The organism is Streptomyces cupreus, from assembly GCF_014257025.1.
In the GTDB taxonomy this organism is placed as follows: domain Bacteria; phylum Actinomycetota; class Actinomycetes; order Streptomycetales; family Streptomycetaceae; genus Streptomyces; species Streptomyces cupreus.
The window spans coordinates 71424-92467 of sequence record NZ_JACMSF010000007.1 but is presented as its reverse complement, the minus strand read 5'-3'; the positions used below and the strand labels follow the sequence as shown (position 1 = coordinate 92467).

Annotated in this window: 28 protein-coding genes; 8 read left to right on the top strand and 20 right to left on the bottom strand. The window is 70.1% G+C overall.

Annotated elements, in window-relative coordinates; translation table 11 throughout:
• The first annotated feature begins 49 nt into the window (after window positions 1–49).
• Both H4N64_RS09025 and H4N64_RS09020 read left to right on the top strand, forming a co-directional pair.
• The gene (locus tag H4N64_RS09025; RefSeq protein ID WP_186281600.1) at window positions 50–694 is read left to right on the top strand and encodes a GntR family transcriptional regulator; all 645 of its coding nucleotides are present in this window, start codon (window positions 50–52) and stop codon (window positions 692–694) included.
• A gap of 31 nt (window positions 695–725) precedes the next feature.
• Window positions 726–1742 (top strand): 1-aminocyclopropane-1-carboxylate deaminase, encoded by a 1017-nt coding sequence (locus H4N64_RS09020; RefSeq protein WP_186281599.1) that lies wholly within the window; start codon window positions 726–728, stop codon window positions 1740–1742.
• A gap of 60 nt (window positions 1743–1802) precedes the next feature.
• Here the strand turns inward: H4N64_RS09020 and H4N64_RS09015 are convergent, their stop codons facing one another.
• The 4 genes from H4N64_RS09015 to H4N64_RS09000 form a co-directional block, all read right to left on the bottom strand.
• Window positions 1803–2999: a TerD family protein gene (locus H4N64_RS09015; RefSeq protein ID WP_186281797.1), complete on the bottom strand. Its 1197-nt coding sequence runs from the start codon at window positions 2997–2999 to the stop codon at window positions 1803–1805.
• Window positions 3000–3063: 64 nt separating this feature from the next.
• Window positions 3064–3285: a hypothetical protein gene (locus H4N64_RS09010; RefSeq protein ID WP_186281598.1), complete on the bottom strand. Its 222-nt coding sequence runs from the start codon at window positions 3283–3285 to the stop codon at window positions 3064–3066.
• A gap of 78 nt (window positions 3286–3363) precedes the next feature.
• Window positions 3364–4041: a hypothetical protein gene (locus H4N64_RS09005; RefSeq protein ID WP_186281597.1), complete on the bottom strand. Its 678-nt coding sequence runs from the start codon at window positions 4039–4041 to the stop codon at window positions 3364–3366.
• Complete coding sequence (locus tag H4N64_RS09000) at window positions 4038–4175, bottom strand: hypothetical protein (protein WP_186281596.1); 138 nt, start codon at window positions 4173–4175, stop codon at window positions 4038–4040. The genes H4N64_RS09005 and H4N64_RS09000 overlap by 4 nt, the downstream gene beginning before the upstream one ends.
• Window positions 4176–4337: 162 nt before the next feature.
• On the opposite strand from H4N64_RS09000, the gene dapA reads away from it, so the two are divergent.
• Complete coding sequence (gene dapA, locus H4N64_RS08995; protein ID WP_186281595.1) at window positions 4338–5231, top strand: 4-hydroxy-tetrahydrodipicolinate synthase; 894 nt, start codon at window positions 4338–4340, stop codon at window positions 5229–5231.
• On the opposite strand, the gene H4N64_RS08990 is transcribed toward dapA, so the two are convergent.
• Window positions 5232–6449: a WD40 repeat domain-containing protein gene (locus tag H4N64_RS08990; RefSeq protein WP_186281594.1), complete on the bottom strand. Its 1218-nt coding sequence runs from the start codon at window positions 6447–6449 to the stop codon at window positions 5232–5234. It abuts the gene before it with no gap.
• Window positions 6446–6988, bottom strand: a complete 543-nt coding sequence (locus H4N64_RS08985; RefSeq protein WP_186281796.1) for a SigE family RNA polymerase sigma factor — start codon at window positions 6986–6988, stop codon at window positions 6446–6448. The genes H4N64_RS08990 and H4N64_RS08985 overlap by 4 nt, the downstream gene beginning before the upstream one ends.
• Before the next feature lie 137 nt (window positions 6989–7125).
• Here H4N64_RS08985 and H4N64_RS08980 point away from each other — a divergent pair, with 137 nt between their 5' ends.
• The gene (locus tag H4N64_RS08980) at window positions 7126–7629 is read left to right on the top strand and encodes an HAD domain-containing protein (RefSeq protein WP_186281593.1); all 504 of its coding nucleotides are present in this window, start codon (window positions 7126–7128) and stop codon (window positions 7627–7629) included.
• 87 nt (window positions 7630–7716) lie between these two features.
• On the opposite strand, the gene dapD is transcribed toward H4N64_RS08980, so the two are convergent.
• From dapD to H4N64_RS44375, 6 genes are read right to left on the bottom strand one after another with little or no spacing between them, the layout of a single operon-like run.
• Window positions 7717–8706: a 2,3,4,5-tetrahydropyridine-2,6-dicarboxylate N-succinyltransferase gene (dapD, locus tag H4N64_RS08975; protein WP_186281592.1), complete on the bottom strand. Its 990-nt coding sequence runs from the start codon at window positions 8704–8706 to the stop codon at window positions 7717–7719.
• A gap of 54 nt (window positions 8707–8760) precedes the next feature.
• Window positions 8761–9318 (bottom strand): TetR/AcrR family transcriptional regulator, encoded by a 558-nt coding sequence (locus H4N64_RS08970; RefSeq protein ID WP_186281591.1) that lies wholly within the window; start codon window positions 9316–9318, stop codon window positions 8761–8763.
• The gene (locus H4N64_RS08965; protein WP_186281590.1) at window positions 9318–9638 is read right to left on the bottom strand and encodes a DMT family transporter; all 321 of its coding nucleotides are present in this window, start codon (window positions 9636–9638) and stop codon (window positions 9318–9320) included. Before H4N64_RS08965 ends, H4N64_RS08970 begins: the two co-directional genes overlap by 1 nt.
• A 58-nt stretch (window positions 9639–9696) precedes the next feature.
• Window positions 9697–9879 (bottom strand): hypothetical protein, encoded by a 183-nt coding sequence (locus H4N64_RS08960; RefSeq protein WP_186281804.1) that lies wholly within the window; start codon window positions 9877–9879, stop codon window positions 9697–9699.
• A complete protein-coding gene (locus H4N64_RS08955) occupies window positions 9864–10211 on the bottom strand; it encodes a sulfotransferase family protein (protein WP_186281589.1) in 348 nt (115 codons plus the stop codon). The genes H4N64_RS08960 and H4N64_RS08955 overlap by 16 nt, the downstream gene beginning before the upstream one ends.
• 2 nt (window positions 10212–10213) lie before the next feature.
• Window positions 10214–10714 carry a sulfotransferase gene (locus tag H4N64_RS44375; protein ID WP_222108719.1) on the bottom strand — a complete coding sequence of 167 codons (501 nt, stop codon included), beginning with the start codon at window positions 10712–10714 and terminating at the stop codon, window positions 10214–10216.
• Between the two features lie 223 nt (window positions 10715–10937).
• Here H4N64_RS44375 and H4N64_RS08945 point away from each other — a divergent pair, with 223 nt between their 5' ends.
• Window positions 10938–11702, top strand: a complete 765-nt coding sequence (locus tag H4N64_RS08945) for an AbfB domain-containing protein (protein WP_186281588.1) — start codon at window positions 10938–10940, stop codon at window positions 11700–11702.
• Window positions 11703–11774: 72 nt separating this feature from the next.
• On the opposite strand, the gene H4N64_RS08940 is transcribed toward H4N64_RS08945, so the two are convergent.
• The 8 genes from H4N64_RS08940 to H4N64_RS08905 form a co-directional block, all read right to left on the bottom strand.
• Window positions 11775–12107, bottom strand: a complete 333-nt coding sequence (locus tag H4N64_RS08940) for a metal-sulfur cluster assembly factor (RefSeq protein ID WP_094214784.1) — start codon at window positions 12105–12107, stop codon at window positions 11775–11777.
• A complete protein-coding gene (gene sufU / locus H4N64_RS08935; protein WP_186281587.1) occupies window positions 12104–12571 on the bottom strand; it encodes a Fe-S cluster assembly sulfur transfer protein SufU in 468 nt (155 codons plus the stop codon). Before sufU ends, H4N64_RS08940 begins: the two co-directional genes overlap by 4 nt.
• Before the next feature lie 11 nt (window positions 12572–12582).
• Window positions 12583–13839, bottom strand: coding sequence for a SufS family cysteine desulfurase (locus H4N64_RS08930; protein WP_186281586.1), 1257 nt, complete (start codon window positions 13837–13839; stop codon window positions 12583–12585).
• Window positions 13836–14600, bottom strand: coding sequence for a Fe-S cluster assembly ATPase SufC (gene sufC, locus H4N64_RS08925; protein ID WP_186281585.1), 765 nt, complete (start codon window positions 14598–14600; stop codon window positions 13836–13838). Before sufC ends, H4N64_RS08930 begins: the two co-directional genes overlap by 4 nt.
• A gap of 7 nt (window positions 14601–14607) precedes the next feature.
• Window positions 14608–14925, bottom strand: a complete 318-nt coding sequence (locus tag H4N64_RS08920) for a non-heme iron oxygenase ferredoxin subunit (RefSeq protein ID WP_186281584.1) — start codon at window positions 14923–14925, stop codon at window positions 14608–14610.
• Entirely contained in the window at window positions 14925–16106 is a 1182-nt protein-coding gene (gene sufD, locus H4N64_RS08915) for a Fe-S cluster assembly protein SufD (protein ID WP_186281583.1), read from the bottom strand. Before sufD ends, H4N64_RS08920 begins: the two co-directional genes overlap by 1 nt.
• Window positions 16107–16167: 61 nt before the next feature.
• Window positions 16168–17589, bottom strand: a complete 1422-nt coding sequence (sufB, locus tag H4N64_RS08910) for a Fe-S cluster assembly protein SufB (protein WP_186281582.1) — start codon at window positions 17587–17589, stop codon at window positions 16168–16170.
• Entirely contained in the window at window positions 17586–18296 is a 711-nt protein-coding gene (locus H4N64_RS08905) for an ArsR family transcriptional regulator (protein ID WP_186281581.1), read from the bottom strand. Before H4N64_RS08905 ends, sufB begins: the two co-directional genes overlap by 4 nt.
• Window positions 18297–18469: 173 nt before the next feature.
• On the opposite strand from H4N64_RS08905, the gene H4N64_RS08900 reads away from it, so the two are divergent.
• The 3 genes from H4N64_RS08900 to H4N64_RS08890 are packed head-to-tail and all read left to right on the top strand — an operon-like array spanning window position 18470 to window position 21000.
• Window positions 18470–19267, top strand: a complete 798-nt coding sequence (locus H4N64_RS08900; protein WP_186281580.1) for an AAC(3) family N-acetyltransferase — start codon at window positions 18470–18472, stop codon at window positions 19265–19267.
• A 45-nt stretch (window positions 19268–19312) separates the two neighbouring features.
• Entirely contained in the window at window positions 19313–20236 is a 924-nt protein-coding gene (locus tag H4N64_RS08895) for an ABC transporter ATP-binding protein (RefSeq protein WP_186281579.1), read from the top strand.
• A gap of 47 nt (window positions 20237–20283) precedes the next feature.
• Window positions 20284–21000, top strand: a complete 717-nt coding sequence (locus tag H4N64_RS08890) for an ABC transporter permease (RefSeq protein WP_186281795.1) — start codon at window positions 20284–20286, stop codon at window positions 20998–21000.
• The last annotated feature ends 44 nt before the right edge of the window (window positions 21001–21044 follow it).

Below are 21044 nucleotides of genomic sequence, written 5' to 3'. Positions count from 1 at the left end.
GGGCCACACCCTTGTCCGCGCCCGAGATTGACATCTAACATTTCAGTTCATGGAGGCCATCCGACCGGTGGGCCGCACCCTGCTCAGGGACCGCGCCTACGCAGCCATCAGGGACGCCATCGTCGCCGGGGAGATCGAACCCGGCGCGGTCGTGCGGGACGCGGAGCTGGCCGAGCGCCTGGGGCTGTCCCGGGCCCCGGTCCGCGAGGCCTTCTCACGTCTCGTGGACGAAGGCCTGCTGGAGAGCAAGCCGCAGAGCTATACGCGGGTGACGCCGGTGGTCGCGGCGGACGTACGGGACGCGGCGGCGGTGGTCGGGGCGATGCACGAGCTGGCCACGAGGGTGGCCGTGCCCCGACTGTCCGCTGTGGACATCGCGACGATGCGAGAAGCCAACGCGAGGTTCGCGACCGCGGTCGCGAGGGGCGACGTGGACACGGCTGTGCGCGCCGACGACGAACTGCACGACGTCCTGATCCGTGCGAGCCGTAACCGCGCGGCCGCCGCCACCGTCGCCCGCTACACCCCCCTCATCCGCCGCCTGGAGCGACGGCGCTTCGGGGAGGGGGGCGCCTGCCGTTCGGCGGGCCTGCACGAGCGGCTGATCGAGGCGTGCGCGCACGGAGACACGGACGAGGCGGTCCGCGCCACGGCAGAGATCTGGCGGGGACTTGAGGAGCTGGCCGCCGACTGAACCGGTAGACCGTTGACCAGGGGAGGACCGTATGTCCCTTTCTTCTTATGAGCGTTACCCGCTACTCTTCGGCCCCTCACCGGTGCACCGGCTGGAGCGCCTGACCGAACACCTCGGCGGCGCCTCGATCTGGGCCAAGCGTGAGGACTGCAACTCCGGGATCGCGTACGGCGGGAACAAGACCCGGAAGCTGGAGTACCTGGTCGCTGACGCTCTCGCGCAGGGGTGCGACACGCTGGTGTCGATCGGTGGGGTGCAGTCCAACCACACCCGTCAGGTCGCCGCGGTGGCAGCCCGCGCCGGGCTCAAGTGTGTCCTGGTCCAGGAGAGTTGGGTGGACTGGCCGGACGCGGTCTACGACAAGGTCGGCAACATCCTGATCAGCCGCCTCGCCGGAGCGGATGTCCGGTTGGTGCGGGCCGGATTCGGCATCGGGTTCAAAGAGAGCTGGGAGCTGGCGCTCAGGGAGGTCGAGGAGATGGGCGGCAAGCCGTACGCCATTCCCGCCGGCGCCTCCGACCATCCGCTCGGCGGACTGGGCTTCGCGGGCTGGGCGTACGAAGTTGCCGAGCAGGAGCGGAAGTTGGGGGTCTTCTACGACACTGTGATCGTCTGCTCGGTGACCGGGTCGACGCAGGCCGGCATGATCGCCGGGTTCCGGGCGCTGGAGGAGGCCGGTGGGCGGACCCGGCGCGTGATCGGCGTGGACGCGTCGGCGGCGCCGACCCGGACCCGGGAGCAGATCGCGCGGATCGCGCAGGGCACCGGGCGGCTGATCGGCGTACAGAAGGAAGTGACCGAGGCGGACGTCGAGCTGGACGAGCGGTATCACGCGGGGACGTACGGCATCCCCGACGAGGCGACAATGGCGGCGATGCGGCTGGCGGCGCGCACCGAGGGGATGGTCACGGATCCGGTGTACGAGGGGAAGTCGATGGCCGGGCTCATCGACATGGTGACCCGGGGAGAGATCGGGCGGGAGTCGACAGTGCTGTACGCGCACCTGGGCGGACAGCCGGCGCTGAACGCGTACAGCGCACTGTTCTGACCCGCTCGGCGCCGGGCGCCCCCTGGGGGTCGGGGGCGCCCCGGAGCTCTTGGGTGCCCGCTACAGCGACTGGGCCGCGGGCTTGACCATGCCGCGGACCGTGCGGGACTTCACGAAGTCGCCCATGGCCGTCATCTCCCACTCGCCGGAGAACTGCTTGATCAGCTTGGCCATCATCACGCCGGTCTGGGGTTCGGCGGAGGTCAGGTCGAAGCGGACGAGTTCCTCGCCGGTGGTGCCGTCGAGGAGGCGGCAGTAGGCCTTGGCGACCTCGGTGAACTTCTGTCCTGAGAAGGAGTTGACGGTGAAGACGAGGCCGGTGACGTCCTGGGGGAGGCGGCCGAGGTCGACGGTGATCACCTCGTCGTCGCCTCCGCCCTCGCCGGTGAGGTTGTCGCCGGAGTGGCGGATCGCGCCGTTCACGATCTGGAGCTTGCCGAAGTAGCAGCTGTCGATGTGGTTGCGCTGCGGGCCGTAGGCGATGACCGAGGCGTCCAGGTCGATGTCCTTGCCGCGGTACGCCGGCTCCCAGCCGAGGCCCATCTTGACCTGGGAGAGCAGCGGACGGCCGCCCTTGACGAGGGAGACGGTCTGGTTCTTCTGGAGGCTGACGCGGCCCTTGTCGAGGTTGATCTTTCCGGTGGCGGGGGCCGGGGGCGCCGCGGGGGGCGGGGGCGTGGACATCGGCGGGGCGGGCGGGGTGACCGGGGGCTGCATGGTGGGCTGGGGCGGGGCCACGGGGGTGGGCGTCGGAGCCGGGGTCGGTTCCTCGACGGTCACTCCGAAGTCCGTGGCGATGCCCGCGAGGCCGTTGGCGTAGCCCTGGCCTACCGCTCGGGCCTTCCATGCGCCGTTGCGGAGGTAGACCTCCACGATGACCAGCGCGGTCTCGGTGCCGAGCTGCGGGGGTGTGAAGGTGGCCAGGACGCTGTTGTCGTCGGCGCTGCGGATCGTCGCCGTCGGTTCGATGCCCTGGAAGGTCTGGCCGGCGGCGTCCGGGCTGGCGGTGACGACGATCTTCTCGATGCCCGGAGGTACGGCGGCCGTGTCGACCGTGATCGCGTCCGGGGCCGTGCCGCCGCCCGAGCGGTAGGTCACGCCCGGGCCGGAGGGCTGGTTGTAGAAGATGAAGTCGTCGTCCGAGCGCACCTTGCCGTCGGCGGTGAGCAGCAGGCCCGATACGTCTAGCCGCACCGGGGCGGTGACGTCCACCGTCACGCGGGCGACGGGGAGTGGGATGTTCGAGCCGGGGGTCATAGCTGTCATGCCCCGTGAACGACTGAGGTCGCTTTACCGTTCCCTTACCAGGGGACCGATCGGGTCAATGGCGGTTGCGGGGGTGGTTTCGGGCGGTTCGCTCATTGCCGCGCTTGTAGTTTCCGGTCCAGCGGGCCATGACGAGCTGGGGGTCGGTGGTCTCGACCTCGGTGAGGAACTGTTGGGCTCGGGTGCCGCGGAGGATGGTGGCGGGGTGGCCTGCGTGGGTGATGCGGACGGTGCCGTCGGGGTGGGCGGCGTAGGCGAAGCCGTGAGGTTTGGGCATGGTGGGGATGCTAAGGCCGGCTGCGCCACCGGACCGAGCGCTTTCTCGCCCCGCCGCCCCTACCCGTCCCATCCCCCGCTACCCCTGTCGTTCACCCCCCGCCCCCCACTCCCCCAGCCGCGCCAGCTGGCTCTGGAACCAGTCCAGGCGCGCCTGCAACAACGCGGCTTCGGCGGCGAGTTCGGGCACCCCGAGCTCCTCGGCGGCGGCGACCGCACCACCCCTCCCCGCCACCACCCGCAGCCCCTCCCCCGCCAGCCGCGCGAAGGCGGCGAGCGAGACGGATGTACGACCGCGCAAACAGCCCGCGCAGGAGGGGGCGAGGCCGCGCCAGCCCGGTCGGCCCCAGCCCGCGTCGGCCAGCGCCACGGCGCTCGCGCCGCAGGTGCACGGGCCGACCGTCGCGGTGCGCACCCGCTGGCGGGCGTAGCGGAAGCCCAGTTCGAAGCGGAGGTAGCGGCCCAGCACCGTGACCTCCAGCAGCACGGCCGCCCGGTGCTCGGCCGTGCACAGCAGTGCTTCGGCGGCCGTGCGGTCGTGCACGCAGTGGAAGCCGCAGTCGCAGCGCCGGTGCGGTGCCCGGTGTCTGAGGCCGTAGACGCAGGACGCGTCGGCCAGGACTCCGTACGGCAGCGCGCCGCCGAGCGACACACCGGTGAAGCCGGCCCGGGTGCCGTCGTGGGACAGCACCGGGTGGGCGATCTTGTATCCGGTCGGCGGCTCCGTCGGGCGTTCCTCCGGAAGCCGCAGCCTCATCGGGCCGCCGGTACCTCTTCGGGGGCCTTCAGTTCCTTGATCTCCTCGGTGATCTCGGGCAGTTCGGGCTCTTCGTCATGGATCAGGGGCCGCTCTTCAGCGACTCCGGTGGCGAGTGCCTTGCCGAGCTTCATGACGCCTCCAGGACCAGGGGTCGTTGACCTTCTGGCCCATGGTGACCCATCGCGCCCCGGTTTGGACATAGGGCCTCCGTGCACCATATGACAGCGATGCTTAGCGATACCTTGTAGGAAATTTAAGTGGAGCTTCAGTGTCGTGCTGCCGAGACTACTCCCATGACGACCACGAACTCCCCCTTCGGCCGCGCCCTCTGCGCCATGATCACGCCCTTCACGGAGGAGGGCGCGCTCGATCTCGCCGGGGCGCAGCGGCTCGCCGAACGGCTGGTGTCCGAGGGCTGTGACGGTCTGGTGCTGTCCGGCACCACGGGCGAGTCACCGACCACGACGGACGAGGAGAAGTCCCTGCTCGTCCGCGCGGTGCGGGAGGCGGTGGGCGAGCGGGCGTCAGTACTGGCCGGGGTCGGCACCTACGACACCCGGCACACCGTCGAGCTGGCGCTGGCGGCCGAAAAGGCCGGCGCGGACGGGCTGTTGGTGGTGGCGCCGTACTACAGCAAGCCTCCGCAGGACGCGCTGGAGGCGCACTTCCGGGAGATCGCCGACGCCTCGGGACTGCCGCTCACGGTCTACGACATCCCTGGCCGTACCGGCGTCCGTATCGAGCCGGACACCATGCTCCGCCTCGCCGAGCACCCGAGGATCGTCGCGGTGAAGGACTGCTCCTACGACTTCCTCGCCGCGCAGAAGGTCATCGCCCGCACGGAGTTGGCGTACTACGCGGGCTGCGACGAGCACAACCTCGCGCTGTACGCGGTGGGCGGCGCGGGCTGCATCAGTACGGTGGCCAACGCGGCCCCCGCCGGGCTCCGCGCCGTCCTGGACGCGTTCGACGCGGGCGACACGGCGGAGGCGGCCCGGCTCCAGCAACGGGCCACCCCGCTCATCGAGCTGATGATGTCGGCGGGCCTGCCCGGCACGGTCACCGCCAAGGCCCTGCTGAACGAACTGGGCCTGCCCGCGGGCCCGGTCCGCGCCCCCCTGCGGCCCGCCGGCCGCGAGGCGACCGACGGGCTGCTGACGGCGTACCGGAGCCTGGTGGAGGGCTGATCAGCGCCGGGCGAAGACCGGCTCCCAGTCCCACTCCACGGAGTCCCCCTGCGTGCGCGGCCCGCTGAGCCACTGCACCGTGTCGCTGCCGAGGGTGACCAGCGCGAGCCGGGGCTCGTACGCCTCCTTCCCCGCGGACCGCTCCCAGGCGATGAGCCGCCGGTCGTCCGCCCAGGCGATCAGCTCGGCCCCGCGCACCCTGGTGATCTCCTCGCCGGTACGGGGGTCCCGGATCGAGGAGTACGACTTGTCCGGCACCTCCTTGGTCAGGCCGAGCGCGGCCAGCGTGCCGTCCGGGGAGAGCCGGGCGCCGACGTCCGACCTCAGGTGCCGCTCCTCGGCGGGAGCGGCGACCGCGGCCCCTGTGAGGTCGTAGAACTTCTGCATCCCGTCCCGGCTGCCGACGATCTTCGAGTACACCAGTCGCCCGTCGCGGCTGAACTGCAAGTCCGAACGGAAGTTGGCGTTCCGGTCGGACGGGAGTCCGCGCCATGGGTCCTCGGTCCCCTGCGTGGGGTCGAGGACGGTGAACCCGGTCCTGGCCGTCCGCCCGACGGGCTCGTGCCAGCCGATCCCGCCGGTCTTGGCGTTGTACGTCCCCTCGCGCAGGTCAGGATGCTCGTCGTATGTCGTCGCCAGGAGCTTCGTCCCGTCGTACGAGTAGGCGAGCCCGCCGACGCCGTGCCGGACCGGGATCCACCGCTCCACCTCCCCCGTCGCGAGGTCGAGCAGCCCGATCCGCTTCGCGGGCAGCGTCCGCTCCAGCACGGCGGCGGTGCGCAGGCCCGGGGAGACGGCGACGAAGGACCACCGGGTGTCCTTCTCGTACCGGCCGCTCTCGGGGTCGAGCAGCCAGTACGTACGGAGGTCGACGGCATGCTCGCCGATCCGCTCCTGAAGCTCCGTCGTGTAGTAGGCGGCCAGCGCCACCTCGCCCGCCGCGATCAGCTCGCGGGGCGGCGACTGATCGGGGTGCGCGCTCGTCCCGCTGCCGTCCAGGAGGCCCGCGGGCCGCACGTCGTCCTTGGCGGACTCCAGTTGCGGGACGGCGACCGCGAGGGCGACGACGGCCACGGTGGCCGCGGCAGCGGCGGCGATCCTACGGCCGCGACGGCGCCGCCGTACGGCCAGCACCCGGTCGGCGAGCCCGGGCCCGGCCGGAGACTGCGCCTCGGCGGTCTCCCGCAGCGCGTCACGCACGAGTTCCTCGACGTTCACGGACGTACCTCCACGGGAGAGAAGTCGGGCACGCGTTCCACCGCCGTCAGGGCGGCCAGCTCGGGCGCGAGGGCGCGCAGACGGGCGAGGGAGCGGTGGGTGGTGGACCGTACGGTGCCGACGGAACAGCCGAGGATCGCGGCCACCTCCGCCTCGGGCAGGTCCTCGAAGTAGCGCAGCACCAGCACGGTCCGCTGCCGGGCGGTGAGCCGGGCCAGCGCGCCGCGCATGACGAGCCGGAGCTCGGCGGCGGAGTCGTCGTACACGGCGCCGGTGTCGGGCGGCTCGGCGACACTCACCTCGCGCCGCCACCACTTCAGCCGCCAGCGGCTGATCTGCTGCCGGTACAGGATCTGCCGTACATAGGCCTCGGGTTCATCGATCCGGTGCCAGCGTCCGGCCGCCTTGATCAGCGCGTTCTGCAGCAGGTCCTCGCCGGCGTGGCGGTCCCCTCCGCTGAGCAGCACGGCGGTCCTCAGCAGCGCGGACGAACGGTTCTCCACGAACTCCCGGAAACCGGCCTGCGCCTCGCCATCCATCGTCACCTTCGCTTCCCCGGACGAGCCCGCTGCCCGCCCCCTCCACCAGGGATGACGCGCGCCACCGCACCCAGCTATGCCAGGCCGCCCGAGAAAAATCCCCGCCCGGCCCACCACCGCTCCCGTACGGTGACCCCGTGAGCCGCCCCCTGCTGTTCCTGGACGTCGACGGCCCCCTGAACCCCTGGGCCGCCCAGCCCGAACGCCGCCCCGAGGGTTACACGACGCTCAGGGTCGCCCTGCACCCCGGCCGCCCCCTCCGGGTCTGGCTGAACCCCTCCCACGGCCCGGCCCTCCTGGCCCTGGACTACGACCTGTGCTGGGCCACGACCTGGATGGACGCCGCCAACCGCTGGATCGCCCCGGTCCTCGGCCTCCCCGAACTCCCGTACGTCGACTTCGGCGAGGGCCTGTTCGCGGAAGGCCCGGACGGGGTGCACTGGAAGACGGCGGCGATCGTGGAGTACGCGGAGGGCCGCCCGTTCGCATGGGTGGACGACGAACAGAGTGAGGCGGACGAGGCGTACGTGGCAGAGCATCACAGGGGGCCGGCGCTACTGCACCACGTGGACCCGAGGATCGGACTGCGGGAGCCGGATTTCAGGGCACTGGAGGAATTCGCGGCAACGATTCCCCCTTAGGGGCGCGGGGCTGTATCAATTTGCGGCTCCGCCGCGTGGGCGCGACCAGCCCCCACAGGCCCGCAGATTCACCGCGCCCCCACGGAGCTAGTTGTGGCTGTGAAGGATCTCGTTCAGGCCGCCCCACACCGCGTTGTTCGGCCGAGCCTCCACCGTCCCCGTGACCGAGTTGCGCCGGAACAGAATGTTGGACGCCCCGGACAGCTCACGGGCCTTGACGATCTGTCCGTCCGGCATGGTCACGCGCGTACCCGCGGTGACGTACAGCCCCGCCTCCACCACGCACTCGTCGCCCAGCGCGATCCCGACACCCGCCTCGGCGCCGATCAGGCACCGCTCGCCGATGGAGATGATCACGTTGCCGCCACCCGACAGCGTGCCCATCGTGGAGGCGCCGCCGCCGATGTCCGAACCGTCGCCGATGACGACACCCGCGGAGATACGGCCCTCGACCATCGACGTACCGAGCGTGCCCGCGTTGAAGTTCACGAAGCCCTCGTGCATGACCGTCGTGCCCGCGGAGAGGTGCGCGCCCAGGCGGACCCGGTCGGCGTCGGCGATGCGAACGCCCTTCGGCGCGACGTAGTCCGTCATGCGCGGGAACTTGTCGATGGACGTCACCTGGAGGTGCAGCCCCTCGGCGCGGGCGTTCAGCCGGACCTTCTCGATGTCGTCGACCGCGACCGGCCCGAGCGAGGTCCAGGCGACGTTGGCGAGGAAGCCGAACATGCCGTCCAGGCTCTGGCCGTGCGGCTTGACCAGGCGGTGGGAGAGCAGGTGCAGCCGGAGGTAGACGTCGTGCGCGTCGATCGGCTTCGCGTCGAGCGAGGAGATGACCGTACGGACCGCGACGACCTCGACGCCACGGCGGGCGTCCGGGCCGATCGCCTTCGCGGCGCCCTCGCCGAGCAGCTCCACGGCCTTCTCGGAGGACAGCCGCTCCGTGCCGGAGGGGCCGGGCTCGGCGGCGAGCTCGGGCGCGGGGAACCAGGTGTCGAGGACGGTGCCGTCGGCGGCGATCGTGGCGAGGCCGGCGGCAACGGCGCCGGTGGTGCGAGGTGCAGTCGTGTCGGTCATGAGGGCAACCTAACTTGGCGGGGCCCACCGGGGCGAACCGGTGCGCCCGGCATCTCACGTGCCGGGCGCCCGTTCGGCCGGGATGACCCGCCGCAGCACCTCACGCGCGTACTCCTCGTCGTACGGCACCCCCGTGAGCAGCACCTGAAGGCAGATCCCGTCCAGCAGCGCCACCAGCGCCCGGGCGGTGACCGGGTCCGTGCGGCGGCCCAGCAGCTGCGCGAGGTCCGTCGCCCATTCGGCGGCGACCGGGCGCAGGGCGGGGCGGCGGAGAGCGGCCAGGTAGAGCTCGCACTCCAGCTCCACGCCCGTGCGGTCCCCGGCGAGCCATTCGCCGATCCAGCCCGCGAGCTCGTCCGCCAGGTCGGCCGCCGGATCCGTGAGACCTCCGCGCGCGGCGACGACCTTGGCGAAGCCCTCGTTCGCCTGGCGCAGGGCCGCGACCATCAGCTCGTCGAGGGTCGCGAAGTGGTACGTCGTCGAGCCGAGCGGGACATCGGCCTCGGCCGCGACCGAGCGGTGGGTGAGCCCCGCGAGGCCCTTCGCGCCCACGACCCGGATCGCGGCGTCGATGATCCGCTGCCGTCGCTCCGGGTCATAACGCCGGGCCATCAGTGCGCGCCTCCCAGGTTGAGGACCACGACCCCCGCGACTATCAGCAGGATTCCCGTGACCTTGGCGAAGGTCAGCGCCTCGCCGAAGGCCAGGAGCCCGATCAGGGCGATGCTCGCGGTACCGACGCCTGCCCAGATCGCGTAGGCGGCGCCGATGCCGACGGTCTTCAGGGTCTGGGCGAGCAGGGTGAAGGAGATGACGTAACCGAGCGCGGTCAGCAGCGAGGGCCAGAGCTTGCTGAAACCGGCGCTGTACTTCATGGCGGTGGTCGCGGCCACCTCGGCGGCGATGGCGCCGGCGAGCGTCAGGTATCCCATGCGTACAAGCGTACACAATGATGCGTACGGGCGTACACAACCAGGGTCGGTCACCGGATCACATCGCGATCGACGCCACGGGACCCGGTTCACGCACCCGCACCAGGTGGTCGAGCATCCGCCGCCTGGCGTGGGCCGCGCGCCTGAGCGCCGACACCTTTCGGTAGTGCAGGAGTTCGGCGGGATCGGGCCGTACGGCGCCGCTGAGCGCGTAGCCGCTGCGCATCAGCCGCTCGCCCAATCGCACAGCCGTATCCGATCCGGGGTCAGCCGCTGCTGCCAACTGCCCGCCCGTGACACGTCCAGCGCGCCGTGGGTGCGCCGGTGCCAGGTCTTGCGGGCCGGTACGGCAGCGGCGGCCATGCGGTGCGGCTCGGTCATCTCGGGGGCGTACTCCTCGCCCAAGTAGGCGCAGAGTTTTCGCAGTTGCTCCTCCGGGTCGGCGACGAGATCCTCGAACCGGAGCTCGTGCCAGCTGTCGGGGCCAAGCCTGCGGGCGTAGCGACGCGTCACGTCCATGACCTGCGCCCAGGTGGCGACGGCCTCGTGGAAGCCGCGGTGCGACCAGGGCATCCCTAGGGCCTGTCCGGCGGATCATGCCGGCGTCGCGGGCCCTGGCACGCGCATCTGCGGCGTTGTCGTCGGTTGCCGACTCCCCCATCGCGTCGCCGCCCTCCTCCGCCTTGCAGCTGCACGCACCAGACCCCGCTCGGCTCAGCTGAAATGCGCTGTTCCTTGCAGCCGACCTGATCCGCCGGACAGGCCCTAGCAGCGAGGCCACGCAGTCCCGTCCGTCGGACGAGATGCACGAACTGCGCGTCCGGGAAGAGCCGCAGGATCTCCGCCACGTGCAGGGCGTACGCGGGCCGCTTGTCGCCCCAGCGGACCTTGCCATGGCGTTCGGCGTACGCCTTGAGCGGGACGCCCAGCGCCGAGCCGAGGGTGGGCGGGCCCGGGCCGGGCTCGCCCGCTGGATCACCGGGCGCAAGGAGACGCGGTTCCACGAGCTGGGGCTGGACGCCGACTCCGTGGCCGAGCGGATCGCGGGCGTCAGGGTCGTCCCGGACCGGGGACACCCGAGGACGAACACGGGACGGGTACTCGTAACCACGCTCCCACGGTGCCGCGGGCGGATGAGACGGACCTGGGAGGCGCCTGAGAAGGCGATATGGAAAGCGCTCGCTTCAATTCGCCGAACAGCCGCCCCGAGAACCACACCCTCCACTACTGTTTCACCGTTCATCTACCGGGCCATCGCAGTCGCGGCCGTCCCCTCATGACGCCGCCGAAGGAACGCGCATGCCACACGACAAGCCCCGGCCCCCTCAGGACCGTCCCTGGGAGAGCGGCTGGGCACCGGACACCTCCCGGACACCGGGCACGCGCCGCCTCTGGCTGGCCGGGGCCCTGGCGCTGGCCACGATCGCGGCATGCGTGACGGCGATAGCCGTGACCCGCAGGCCCGCTGACGATCTGTCACACTCGGCGACGCCGTCGACGAGCGCCTCCCCACCGGGCCTGATCTCCTTCGCGAGCCCATCGGCGAGCACGCCGACTCCCCCGTCGGCCGAGCCGAACTCCCCCTCCGCGCCCGCGAAGACCAGCACACCCCACCCGTCCCCGACCCCCACCCGGGCCGAGCCACCTGCCGCGTCACCGACCCCGAACCCGACCATCACTCATCGCTCGGTCCGTTCGGTCAACTACCCCGACCGCTACTGGCAGGTGGACGACGGCCTGGTCCGCCTCACCGCGTCCCCGGACACCTTCAAGCTGCTCGAGGGCCTGGCCGAGCCGTCGTGCTACTCCTTCGCCACGGCAGACGGCACCTACCTCCGCCACCGCGAGTTCGTCCTGCGCGCCGAACCGAACGACGGTTCCGAACTCTTCGCCCAGGACGCCACCTTCTGCCCCCGCACCGCGTCCCACCCCGGCGCGATCATGCTGGAGTCGGTGAACTACCCGGGCCGCTATCTGCGCCACAAGAACTTCCAACTCCGCCTGGACCCGTACCAGTCGAGCGAGCTGTACATCGCGGACTCGGCGTTCCGGCTGGTGAGCTGAGCACACAGAGGCTGAACACAAAGAAGCGGCGACGCCCCCGAGGGCATCGCCGCTTCCACGGATCAGCGGGTCTCAGACGTTGAACCCGAGCGCCCGAAGCTGCTCGCGGCCGTCGTCCGTGATCTTGTCGGGGCCCCACGGCGGCATCCAGACCCAGTTGATGCGCAGCTCGCTGACGAGGCCGTCCGTGGCGGACTTGGCCTGGTCCTCGATGACATCCGTCAGCGGACAGGCCGCCGAGGTCAGGGTCATGTCGATCGTCGCGATGTTCGCGTCGTCGATGTGGATGCCGTAGATCAGGCCGAGGTTGACCACATCGATGCCCAGCTCGGGGTCGACGACGTCGTACAGCGCCTCGCGGAGTTCTTCCTCCGAGGCCGGCTTCATCTCAACGGTCTCGCTCATGCCGTCTTCCTTTCCGCGTCGGCTCCGCCCAGGGCCTGGGCCGTTGCGTCCTTCCACGCCATCCAGCTCAGGAGAGCGCACTTCACCCGTGCCGGGTACTTGGAGACACCCGCGAACGCGACCGCGTCCTCCAGGACCTCCTCCATCGCGTCATCGGGCTCGATCCTGCCCTTGGACTGCATCAGCTCCAGGAAGGTCTCCTGGATCTTCTGCGCGTCGGACAGGTCCTTGCCGACCAGCAGCTCGTTCAGCACGGAGGCCGAGGCCTGGCTGATCGAGCAGCCCTGGCCCTCGTACGAGACGTCCGCGATCTTCGTGCCGTCGTACTTCACGCGCAGGGTGATCTCGTCACCGCACGTCGGGTTCACATGGTGCACCTCGGCATCGCCATCCCGCAGACCACGCCCGTGAGGGTTCTTGTAGTGGTCCAGGATGACTTCCTGGTACATGGAGTCCAGCTTCACCGATCAGCCCTTCAGCCGAAGAAGTTCCGTACGTGCTCCAGGCCGTCCACCAGAGCGTCGATCTCGGCCGGCGTGGAGTACAGATAGAACGACGCTCGCGTGGTCGCAGGAATTCCGTACCGCAGGCAGACCGGGCGGGCGCAGTGGTGGCCCACGCGGACCGCGATGCCCTGCTCGTCCAGTACCTGGCCGACGTCGTGCGGGTGGATGTCGCCGAGCGTGAAGGAGATCGCCGCGCCCCGGTCCTCGGCCGTGGTGGGGCCGATGATCCTGAGGTCGGGCACCTCCTGGAGCCGCCGCACGGCGTACTGGGTGAGCGCGTGCTCATGGGCGAGGATCTTGTCCATGCCGATCGAGCCCAGGTAGTCGATCGCCGCGCCCAGACCGACCGCCTGCGCGATCGGCGGGGTGCCCGCCTCGAACTTGTGCGGGGCGGGAGCGTACGTCGACGAGTGCATCGACACCGTCTCGATCATCTCGCCGCCGCCGAGGAACGGAGGCAGGTCCTCCAGCAGCTCCTGGCGGCCCCAGAGGACACCGATGCCGGTCGGGGCGCACATCTTGTGGCCGGTGAAGGCCACGAAGTCGGCCTGGAGGGCCTGCACGTCCAGCGGCATGTGCGGAGCGGCCTGGGAGGCGTCGACGCAGACGAGGGCGCCGACCTCCTGCGCCCGGCGGACGATCGCCTCGACCGGGTTGACCGTGCCCAGGATGTTGGAGACCAGCACGAAGGAGACGATCTTCGTCTTCTCGGTGATGATCTCGTCAATGTTGGACAGGTCGAGCCGACCGTCGTCGGTCAGCCCGAACCACTTCAGCTTCGCGCCGGTGCGCTGCGCCAGCAGCTGCCACGGCACGATGTTGGAGTGGTGCTCCATCTCCGTGATGACGATCTCGGTCTCGGAGTCCACGCGGTAGGGCTCGTCGGCCCAGCCCAGCATGTTCGCCACGAGGTTCAGCGACTCCGAGGCGTTCTTGGTGAAGATCACCTCGTCGCGGCTGGGCGCGTTGATGAACTCGGCGACCTTGTCACGCGCGCCCTCGTACAGCGCCGTGGCCTCCTCGGCGAGCACATGCACACCGCGGTGGACGTTGGCGTTGTAGCGCTCGTAGTACTCGTTCAGGGCGTCCAGCACCTGGCGCGGCTTCTGCGAGGTCGCCGCGTTGTCCAGGTACACGAGCTTCCGGCCGTCGTGGACCTGGCGGTCCAGGATGGGGAAGTCCTTGCGGATCGCCTCAGTGTCGAGGAGGCCCGGCAGCTGTGTCACTCGGATGCGCCGCCCTTCGTGTAAGCCTCGTAGCCCTCGTTCTCCAGCTTGTCGGCGAGTTCGGCGCCGCCGGACTCGACGATCCGGCCCGCGGAGAAGACGTGGACGTAGTCGGGCTTGATGTAGCGCAGGATGCGCGTGTAGTGCGTGATCAGCAGGGTGCCGACCTCGCCGGTCTCCCGGACCCGGTTGACGCCCTCGGAGACGATGCGCAGGGCGTCGACGTCGAGGCCGGAGTCGGTCTCGTCGAGGATCGCGACCTTCGGCTTGAGCAGCTCCAGCTGAAGGATCTCGTGACGCTTCTTCTCACCGCCGGAGAAGCCCTCGTTGACGTTGCGCTCGGCGAACGAGGGGTCCATGTTGAGGCGCTCCATGGCCTCCTTGACCTCCTTCACCCAGGTGCGCAGCTTGGGGGCCTCGCCGCGGACGGCGGTGGCGGAGGTGCGCAGGAAGTTCGACACGGACACACCGGGAACCTCGACCGGGTACTGCATCGCGAGGAAAAGGCCGGCGCGGGCGCGCTCGTCGACGGACATCTCCAGGACGTCCTCGCCGTCGAGGGTGACGCTGCCGCCGGTGATCGTGTACTTCGGGTGACCGGCGAGGGAGTAGGCGAGGGTCGACTTGCCCGAGCCGTTGGGGCCCATGATGGCGTGCGTCTCGCCCTGCTTCACGGTGAGGTCGACGCCCTTGAGGATCTCCTTCTCGGCGTTGTCGGCCTCGACGGTGACGTGCAGGTCTCGGATTTCAAGCGTTGCCATGGGTGCCTCAGGACTCCTGGGTGAGGGAGACGAGCACGTCGTCCCCTTCGATCTTTACGGGGTATACGGGGACGGGGCGCGTCGCGGGAAGGCCGGACGGCTTGCCGGTGCGGAGGTCGAAGCTGGAGCCGTGCAGCCAGCACTCGATCTGGCAGTCCTCCACCTCGCCCTCGGAGAGCGAGACGTTCGCGTGGGAGCAGATGTCGTAGATGGCGAACACCTCCCCCTCGGTCTTCACGACCGAGACCGGCGTGCCGTCGAGTTCCACCCGCTTCGGGGTGTCATCCTCCAGCTCGCTCAGCCCACAGGCGCGTACGAACGTCATCAGACGGTCGCCTCCAGCTCCTCGTCGATCTTCACGAGAAGGCGCTCTTCGATGTCGTCGACGCCGATCTGCTGGACCAGCTCGGCGAAGAAGCCGCGGACGACGAGGCGACGGGCCTCGTGCTCCGGGATGCCGCGGGCCATCAGGTAGAAGAGCTGCTCGTCGTCGAAGCGGCCGGTCGCCGAGGCATGGCCCGCGCCGACGATCTCGCCGGTCTCGATCTCCAGGTTCGGCACGGAGTCGACCCGGGCGCCGTCCGTCAGGACGAGATTGCGGTTCATCTCGTACGTGTCCGTGCCCTCGGCCTTGGCCTCGATGAGCACGTCACCGATCCACACCGCGTGCGCGTCGTCGCCCTGGAGCGCGCCCTTGTAGGCGACGTTGGACTTGCAGTGCGGGGTGTTGTGGTCGACCAGGAGACGGTGCTCCTGGTGCTGGCCGGCGTCGGTGAAGTACAGGCCGAAGAGCTCGGCCTCACCACCGGTGCCGGCGTAGGCGACGCGGGGGTGCAGACGTACGAGGTCGCCGCCGAAGGTGACCACGAACGACTTGAAGCCGGCGTCCCGGCCGATGAGCGCGTTGTGCTGGCCCACGTGGACGGCCTTGTCGTCCCAGTCCTGGACCGAGACGACGGTCAGCTTGGCGCCGTCGCCCAGGACGTAGTCGACGTTGGCGGCGAGCACGGCGTCACCGGTGTGGTCGATGACGACGACAGCCTCGGCGAAGGCGCCCAGCTCGATGACCTGGTGGCCATAGGCGATCCCACCCTCGCCGTGCACGGCGATCCGGATGGGCTCGGTGAGCACCGTCTCCTTGGGGACGGTGACCACGCCGGCCTTCTCGAACGCCGAGTACGCCTGGGCCGCGACGCGGTCCACCGGGGTGCCGGCCTTGCCGAGCCGCGCGTCGTCACGGCCGACGGTCTCGACGACGACACCCGCGGGCGCCTCGACGGTGACCTTCACGCCGTCGCCGGTCGCGGCGGCGGTGCCGTCGTGCAGGCCGCGCAGGCGCTCCAGCGGGGTGAACCGCCACTCTTCCTCACGGCCGTGCGGGACCGGGAAGTCCGCCACGTCGAAGGACGGGGGCGCGCTCATGCGCGTGGCGACGGTGGACTCGGCGGCCACCGCGATCTGGCCCGCGGTGGTGGAGCCCACGGGGATGTTCTGAGCCTCAGCCATGGCTGTCGGTCTGCTCTCTTCCTACGTCAGATTTCGCTAGCTGCTTGTCGAAGGACCGGTCTTAACCGACCGCGCCTTCCATCTGCAGCTCGATCAGCCGGTTGAGCTCAAGGGCGTACTCCATGGGCAGCTCCTTGGCGATCGGCTCGACGAAGCCGCGCACGATCATCGCCATCGCCTCGAACTCGCTCAGACCCCGGCTCATCAGGTAGAAGAGCTGGTCCTCGGAGACCTTGGAGACGGTCGCCTCGTGGCCCATGGACACGTCGTCCTCGCGGACGTCGACGTACGGGTAGGTGTCGGAGCGGGAGATGGTGTCGACGAGCAGCGCGTCGCACAGCACGTTGGACTTCGAGCCGTGCGCACCCTCGCCGATCTCGACCAGACCGCGGTACGAGGTACGGCCGCCACCGCGCGCCACGGACTTCGACACGATGTTGGAGGAGGTGTTCGGCGCCATGTGGACCATCTTGGAACCGGCGTCCTGGTGCTGGCCCTCGCCCGCGAAGGCGATGGACAGGGTCTCGCCCTTGGCGTGCTCGCCCATCAGGTAGACGGCCGGGTACTTCATCGTCACCTTGGAGCCGATGTTGCCGTCGATCCACTCCATGGTCGCGCCCTCGTACGCCACGGCGCGCTTGGTGACCAGGTTGTAGACGTTGTTCGACCAGTTCTGGATGGTCGTGTAGCGGCAGCGGGCGTTCTTCTTGACGATGATCTCGACGACCGCGGAGTGCAGCGAGTCCGACTTGTAGATCGGGGCGGTGCAGCCCTCGACGTAGTGCACATAGGCACCCTCGTCGACGATGATCAGGGTCCGCTCGAACTGGCCCATGTTCTCGGTGTTGATCCGGAAGTAGGCCTGGAGCGGAATCTCGACGTGGACGCCCGGCGGAACATAGATGAACGACCCACCGGACCACACAGCGGTGTTCAGGGCCGCGAACTTGTTGTCACCAGCGGGGATGACGGTCCCGAAGTACTCCTTGAAGAGCTCCGGGTGCTCCTTCAGCGCGGTGTCGGTGTCGAGGAAGATGACGCCCTGCTCCTCCAGGTCCTCGCGGATCTGGTGGTAGACGACCTCCGACTCGTACTGGGCGGCGACGCCGGCGACCAGGCGCTGCTTCTCCGCCTCCGGGATGCCCAGCTTGTCGTAGGTGTTCTTGATGTCCTCGGGCAGGTCCTCCCAGGACTCCGCCTGCTTCTCCGTGGAGCGCACGAAGTACTTGATGTTGTCGAAGTCGATGCCCGACAGGTCCGAGCCCCAGTTCGGCATGGGCTTCTTCTCGAAGAGCTTCAGGCCCTTGAGACGGAGCTTGGTCATCCACTCCGGCTCGGACTTCTTCGAGGAGATGTCCACGACGACGTCCTCGTTGAGGCCGCGCTTCGCCGCTGCACCGGCCTCGTCGGAGTCGGCCCAGCCGTACTCGTACTTGCCCAGACCCTCAAGTTCGGGGTGGGCAGTCTCCGTGGGGAGAGTCATGCGGGGTTCCTCCCGGCCGTGCTTGCAGATGCGTTGTGGGAAATCTTGGGGATGAACGTCGTGCAGACGCCGTCGCCGTGCGCGATGGTCGCCAGTCGCTGGACGTGGGTTCCGAGCAGCTGGGAGAAGATCTCGGTCTCCGCCTCGCAGAGCTGCGGGAACTTTTCCGCCACGTGGGCGACGGGGCAGTGGTGCTGGCACAGCTGTTCGCCGACCGGGGCGCTACGCGCGGTAGCAGCGTACCCGTCCGCGCTCAAGGCCTTGGCCAGGGCTTCGGTCCGTTCCTCGGGGGCGGCGGCCTCGATGGCCTCGCGGTACGCGGTCGCCTGCTCGGCGATCCTCGCGCGCGCGAAGGCGACGACGGCCTCGTCCCCGCCGAACCGCTCCTGGATCCAGCGCAGGGCGTCCGCGGCGAGCTTGTCGTACGACTGGTCGAAGGCGTCGCGTCCGCAGTCGGTCAGCGCGAACACCTTGGCGGGGCGGCCCCGGGTGCGGGCGCCGTACACGCGCTGCTCGCGCGCCTCCACGACATCGTCGACGACGAGCGCGTCCAGATGCCGTCGTACGGCGGCCTGCGTGAGCCCCAGCCGTCCGGCGAGCTCGGCGACGGTCGACGGACCGTGGTCCAGGATGGACCGCGCGACACGGTTGCGGGTGGACCGCTCACCGGTCGCGAGCTCCTCATGGGCCTCGCCGACGTTTTTCACAACGCCATTGTTGCGTAATTCCTCAGACTCGGGCAAGCGGCGTTCGAACCCGCGGACGGTGCCCTGCGTCACTTAGGTTTACCTAATCTGACCTGCGAAAACGATCTTTGATCGATCAAACGCGCCCACAATTCAGTGGCGCCCCGTGGCCCCTTCCGGAACACTCCCGAGGCATGCCGATACCCCCTCCGACCGGCCCACTTGTCTCTCGGACGACCGTCGCCGACGGCCTTGGCGAGCTGGGCGTCAAACCTGGCGAAATCCTCCTTGTGCACTCCTCGCTCAGCTCGCTCGGCTGGGTCTGCGGCGGCGCCGTCGCGGTCGTCCAGGGTCTGCTCGACGCACTCGGCCCGGACGGCACGCTCGTGGTCCCCACGCAGTCCGGCGACCTGTCCGACCCGGCGGTGTGGGGCAATCCGCCGGTGCCCGAGGAGTGGTGGGAGCCGATCCGGGCCACGATGCCCGCCTACGACCCTCGCGTCACGCCCACGCGCGGGGTAGGCGTTGTCCCGGAGACCGTACGGACCTGGCCGGGCGCCCTGCGCAGCGCGCACCCGCAGACCTCCTTCGCCGCCGTCGGCCCGCGCGCGGCGGAGGTGCTGGACGGACACGCCACCGACTGCCGGCTCGGCGAGCAGAGCCCGCTGGCGCGGCTTGAGGCGCTGCACGCGCGCGTGCTGCTGCTCGGCGCCGGATACGACGCCTGCACCAGCTTCCACCTCGCCGAGTACCGCATCCCCTCTCCCCGCGTGAAGGTGGGCCGACCCGGCCGGGACGGGTGGGAGACCGTCACCGAGGTGTCGATCAGCTCGGACCGCTTCGACGAGCTGGGCCACGACTTCGAACGGGACCGTCCTGTCGTACGGGGCAAGGTGGGCGCCGCTGACGCACGGCTGTTCCCCGTGGCGGACGCGGTGGCCTACGCGCGGCGGTGGCTGGCCGTGCACCGGTCCCGTGAGGAGGAGAACTGAACCCGCCGGTCCGGGCGGGGCGGCGCGTACCTAGACTCTTGAGCCATGCGAACTGAGCCCGTGGTCCAGGTCCAGGCCCTGGTGAAGCGGTACGGCACGAAGACCGCGGTGGACGGCCTCGACCTGGTGGCCCGGGCGGGCGTGACCGCCGTACTCGGACCCAACGGCGCGGGCAAGACGACCACGGTCGAGACCTGCGAGGGGTACCGCAAGCCTGACTCGGGCACGGTGCGTGTCCTGGGCCTCGACCCGGTGAGACAGTCCGGTCGGCTCCGCCCCCGGATCGGCGTCATGCTCCAGTCCGGAGGCGTGTACTCGGGCGCCCGGGCCGACGAGATGCTCCGCCACGTGGCCAAGCTGCACGCCCACCCCCTCGACGTGGACGCCCTGATCGAGCGCCTCGGCCTCGGCAGCTGCGGCCGGACCGGCTACCGCCGCCTCTCCGGCGGCCAGCAGCAGCGGCTCGCGCTCGCCATGGCCGTCGTGGGCCGTCCCGAGCTGGTGTTCCTGGACGAGCCGACGGCCGGCCTCGACCCGCAGGCCCGCCGGGCCACCTGGGACCTGGTCCGCGATCTGCGCGCCGACGGTGTCTCGGTCATCCTGACCACCCACTACATGGACGAGGCCGAGCAGCTCGCCGACGACGTGGCGATCATCGACGCGGGCCGGGTCATCGCCCAGGGCTCCCCCGAGGAGCTGTGCCGCGGCGGCGCCGAGAACACCCTGCGCTTCATCGGCCGCCCCGGCCTGGACGTCGGTTCCCTGCTCAAGGCCCTCCCCGCCGACTGCACGGCCGCGGAGCTGACCCCGGGCTCGTACCGGGTGGCCGGAAAGGTCGACCCGCAACTGCTCGCGACGGTCACCTCCTGGTGCGCGCAGCACGGGGTGATGCCGGAGAAGATCTCGGTGGAACGGCACACCCTCGAAGACGTCTTTTTGGAGCTGACCGGCAAGGAGCTGCGCTCGTGACCGTGGGTACCTACACCCCGAGGCCCGGGGCCGCCCCGCTCCCCCGCATGATCATGGCGCAGGCGGCGCTGGAGACGAAGATGCTGCTGCGCAACGGCGAGCAGCTCCTGCTCACGGTCGTGATCCCGACGCTGCTGCTGGTCCTGTTCAGCACCGTGGACATCGTCGACACCGGTGAGGGCGAGGCCGTGGACTTCCTCGCCCCCGGCATCCTCGCGCTCGCGGTGATGTCGACGGCGTTCACCGGCCAGGCCATCGCGACGGGCTTCGAGCGGCGCTACGGCGTCCTGAAGCGCCTGGCCTCCTCCCCGCTCCCGCGCTGGGGCCTGATGACCGCGAAGACCCTCTCGGTCCTGGTCACCGAGGCCCTCCAGGTGCTCCTGGTCACGGTGATCGCCTTCGCGCTCGGCTGGAACCCGCAGGGCAACCCCGTGGCCGTCGTCCTGCTCCTGGTCCTGGGCACCGCCGCCTTCTCCGGCCTCGGCCTGCTGATGGCGGGCACGCTCAAGGCGGAGGCCACCCTCGCCGCCGCCAACCTCGTCTTCCTGCTGCTGCTCATGGGCGGCGGAGTCGTCGTGCCGCTCGACAAGTTCCCGGACGCGGCACAGGAAGTGCTCGGGCTGCTGCCCATCTCGGCGCTGTCGGACGGGCTGCGGGACGTGTTGCAGCACGGGGCCGGGATGCCGTGGGCCGACCTGGGGATTCTGGCCGTCTGGGCGGTCGTGGGTCTGTCGGCCGCCGGGAAGTTCTTCCGCTGGGAGTAACCCCTCGTGAAAGCGTGCACAAGCCCGGGCCTACGATAGGGCGC

Coding starts and splice junctions, on each gene's coding strand:
- H4N64_RS08955 (WP_186281589.1), bottom strand. CDS start 10,211: ATGCCCTGGTCGCACCGCGGCTTCCACGAGGCCGTCGCCACCTGGGCG.
- H4N64_RS08890 (WP_186281795.1), top strand. CDS start 20,284: ATGATCATGGCGCAGGCGGCGCTGGAGACGAAGATGCTGCTGCGCAAC.
- H4N64_RS08900 (WP_186281580.1), top strand. CDS start 18,470: ATGCCGATACCCCCTCCGACCGGCCCACTTGTCTCTCGGACGACCGTC.
- sufC (WP_186281585.1), bottom strand. CDS start 14,600: ATGGCAACGCTTGAAATCCGAGACCTGCACGTCACCGTCGAGGCCGAC.
- H4N64_RS08985 (WP_186281796.1), bottom strand. CDS start 6,988: ATGGATGGCGAGGCGCAGGCCGGTTTCCGGGAGTTCGTGGAGAACCGT.
- dapD (WP_186281592.1), bottom strand. CDS start 8,706: ATGACCGACACGACTGCACCTCGCACCACCGGCGCCGTTGCCGCCGGC.
- H4N64_RS08970 (WP_186281591.1), bottom strand. CDS start 9,318: ATGGCCCGGCGTTATGACCCGGAGCGACGGCAGCGGATCATCGACGCC.
- H4N64_RS08895 (WP_186281579.1), top strand. CDS start 19,313: ATGCGAACTGAGCCCGTGGTCCAGGTCCAGGCCCTGGTGAAGCGGTAC.
- sufB (WP_186281582.1), bottom strand. CDS start 17,589: ATGACTCTCCCCACGGAGACTGCCCACCCCGAACTTGAGGGTCTGGGC.
- H4N64_RS09025 (WP_186281600.1), top strand. CDS start 50: ATGGAGGCCATCCGACCGGTGGGCCGCACCCTGCTCAGGGACCGCGCC.
- H4N64_RS08965 (WP_186281590.1), bottom strand. CDS start 9,638: ATGGGATACCTGACGCTCGCCGGCGCCATCGCCGCCGAGGTGGCCGCG.
- H4N64_RS09000 (WP_186281596.1), bottom strand. CDS start 4,175: ATGAAGCTCGGCAAGGCACTCGCCACCGGAGTCGCTGAAGAGCGGCCC.
- sufD (WP_186281583.1), bottom strand. CDS start 16,106: ATGGCTGAGGCTCAGAACATCCCCGTGGGCTCCACCACCGCGGGCCAG.
- H4N64_RS08945 (WP_186281588.1), top strand. CDS start 10,938: ATGCCACACGACAAGCCCCGGCCCCCTCAGGACCGTCCCTGGGAGAGC.
- H4N64_RS09020 (WP_186281599.1), top strand. CDS start 726: ATGTCCCTTTCTTCTTATGAGCGTTACCCGCTACTCTTCGGCCCCTCA.
- H4N64_RS09015 (WP_186281797.1), bottom strand. CDS start 2,999: ATGACCCCCGGCTCGAACATCCCACTCCCCGTCGCCCGCGTGACGGTG.
- H4N64_RS09010 (WP_186281598.1), bottom strand. CDS start 3,285: ATGCCCAAACCTCACGGCTTCGCCTACGCCGCCCACCCCGACGGCACC.
- H4N64_RS09005 (WP_186281597.1), bottom strand. CDS start 4,041: ATGAGGCTGCGGCTTCCGGAGGAACGCCCGACGGAGCCGCCGACCGGA.
- dapA (WP_186281595.1), top strand. CDS start 4,338: ATGACGACCACGAACTCCCCCTTCGGCCGCGCCCTCTGCGCCATGATC.
- H4N64_RS08940 (WP_094214784.1), bottom strand. CDS start 12,107: ATGAGCGAGACCGTTGAGATGAAGCCGGCCTCGGAGGAAGAACTCCGC.
- H4N64_RS08920 (WP_186281584.1), bottom strand. CDS start 14,925: ATGACGTTCGTACGCGCCTGTGGGCTGAGCGAGCTGGAGGATGACACC.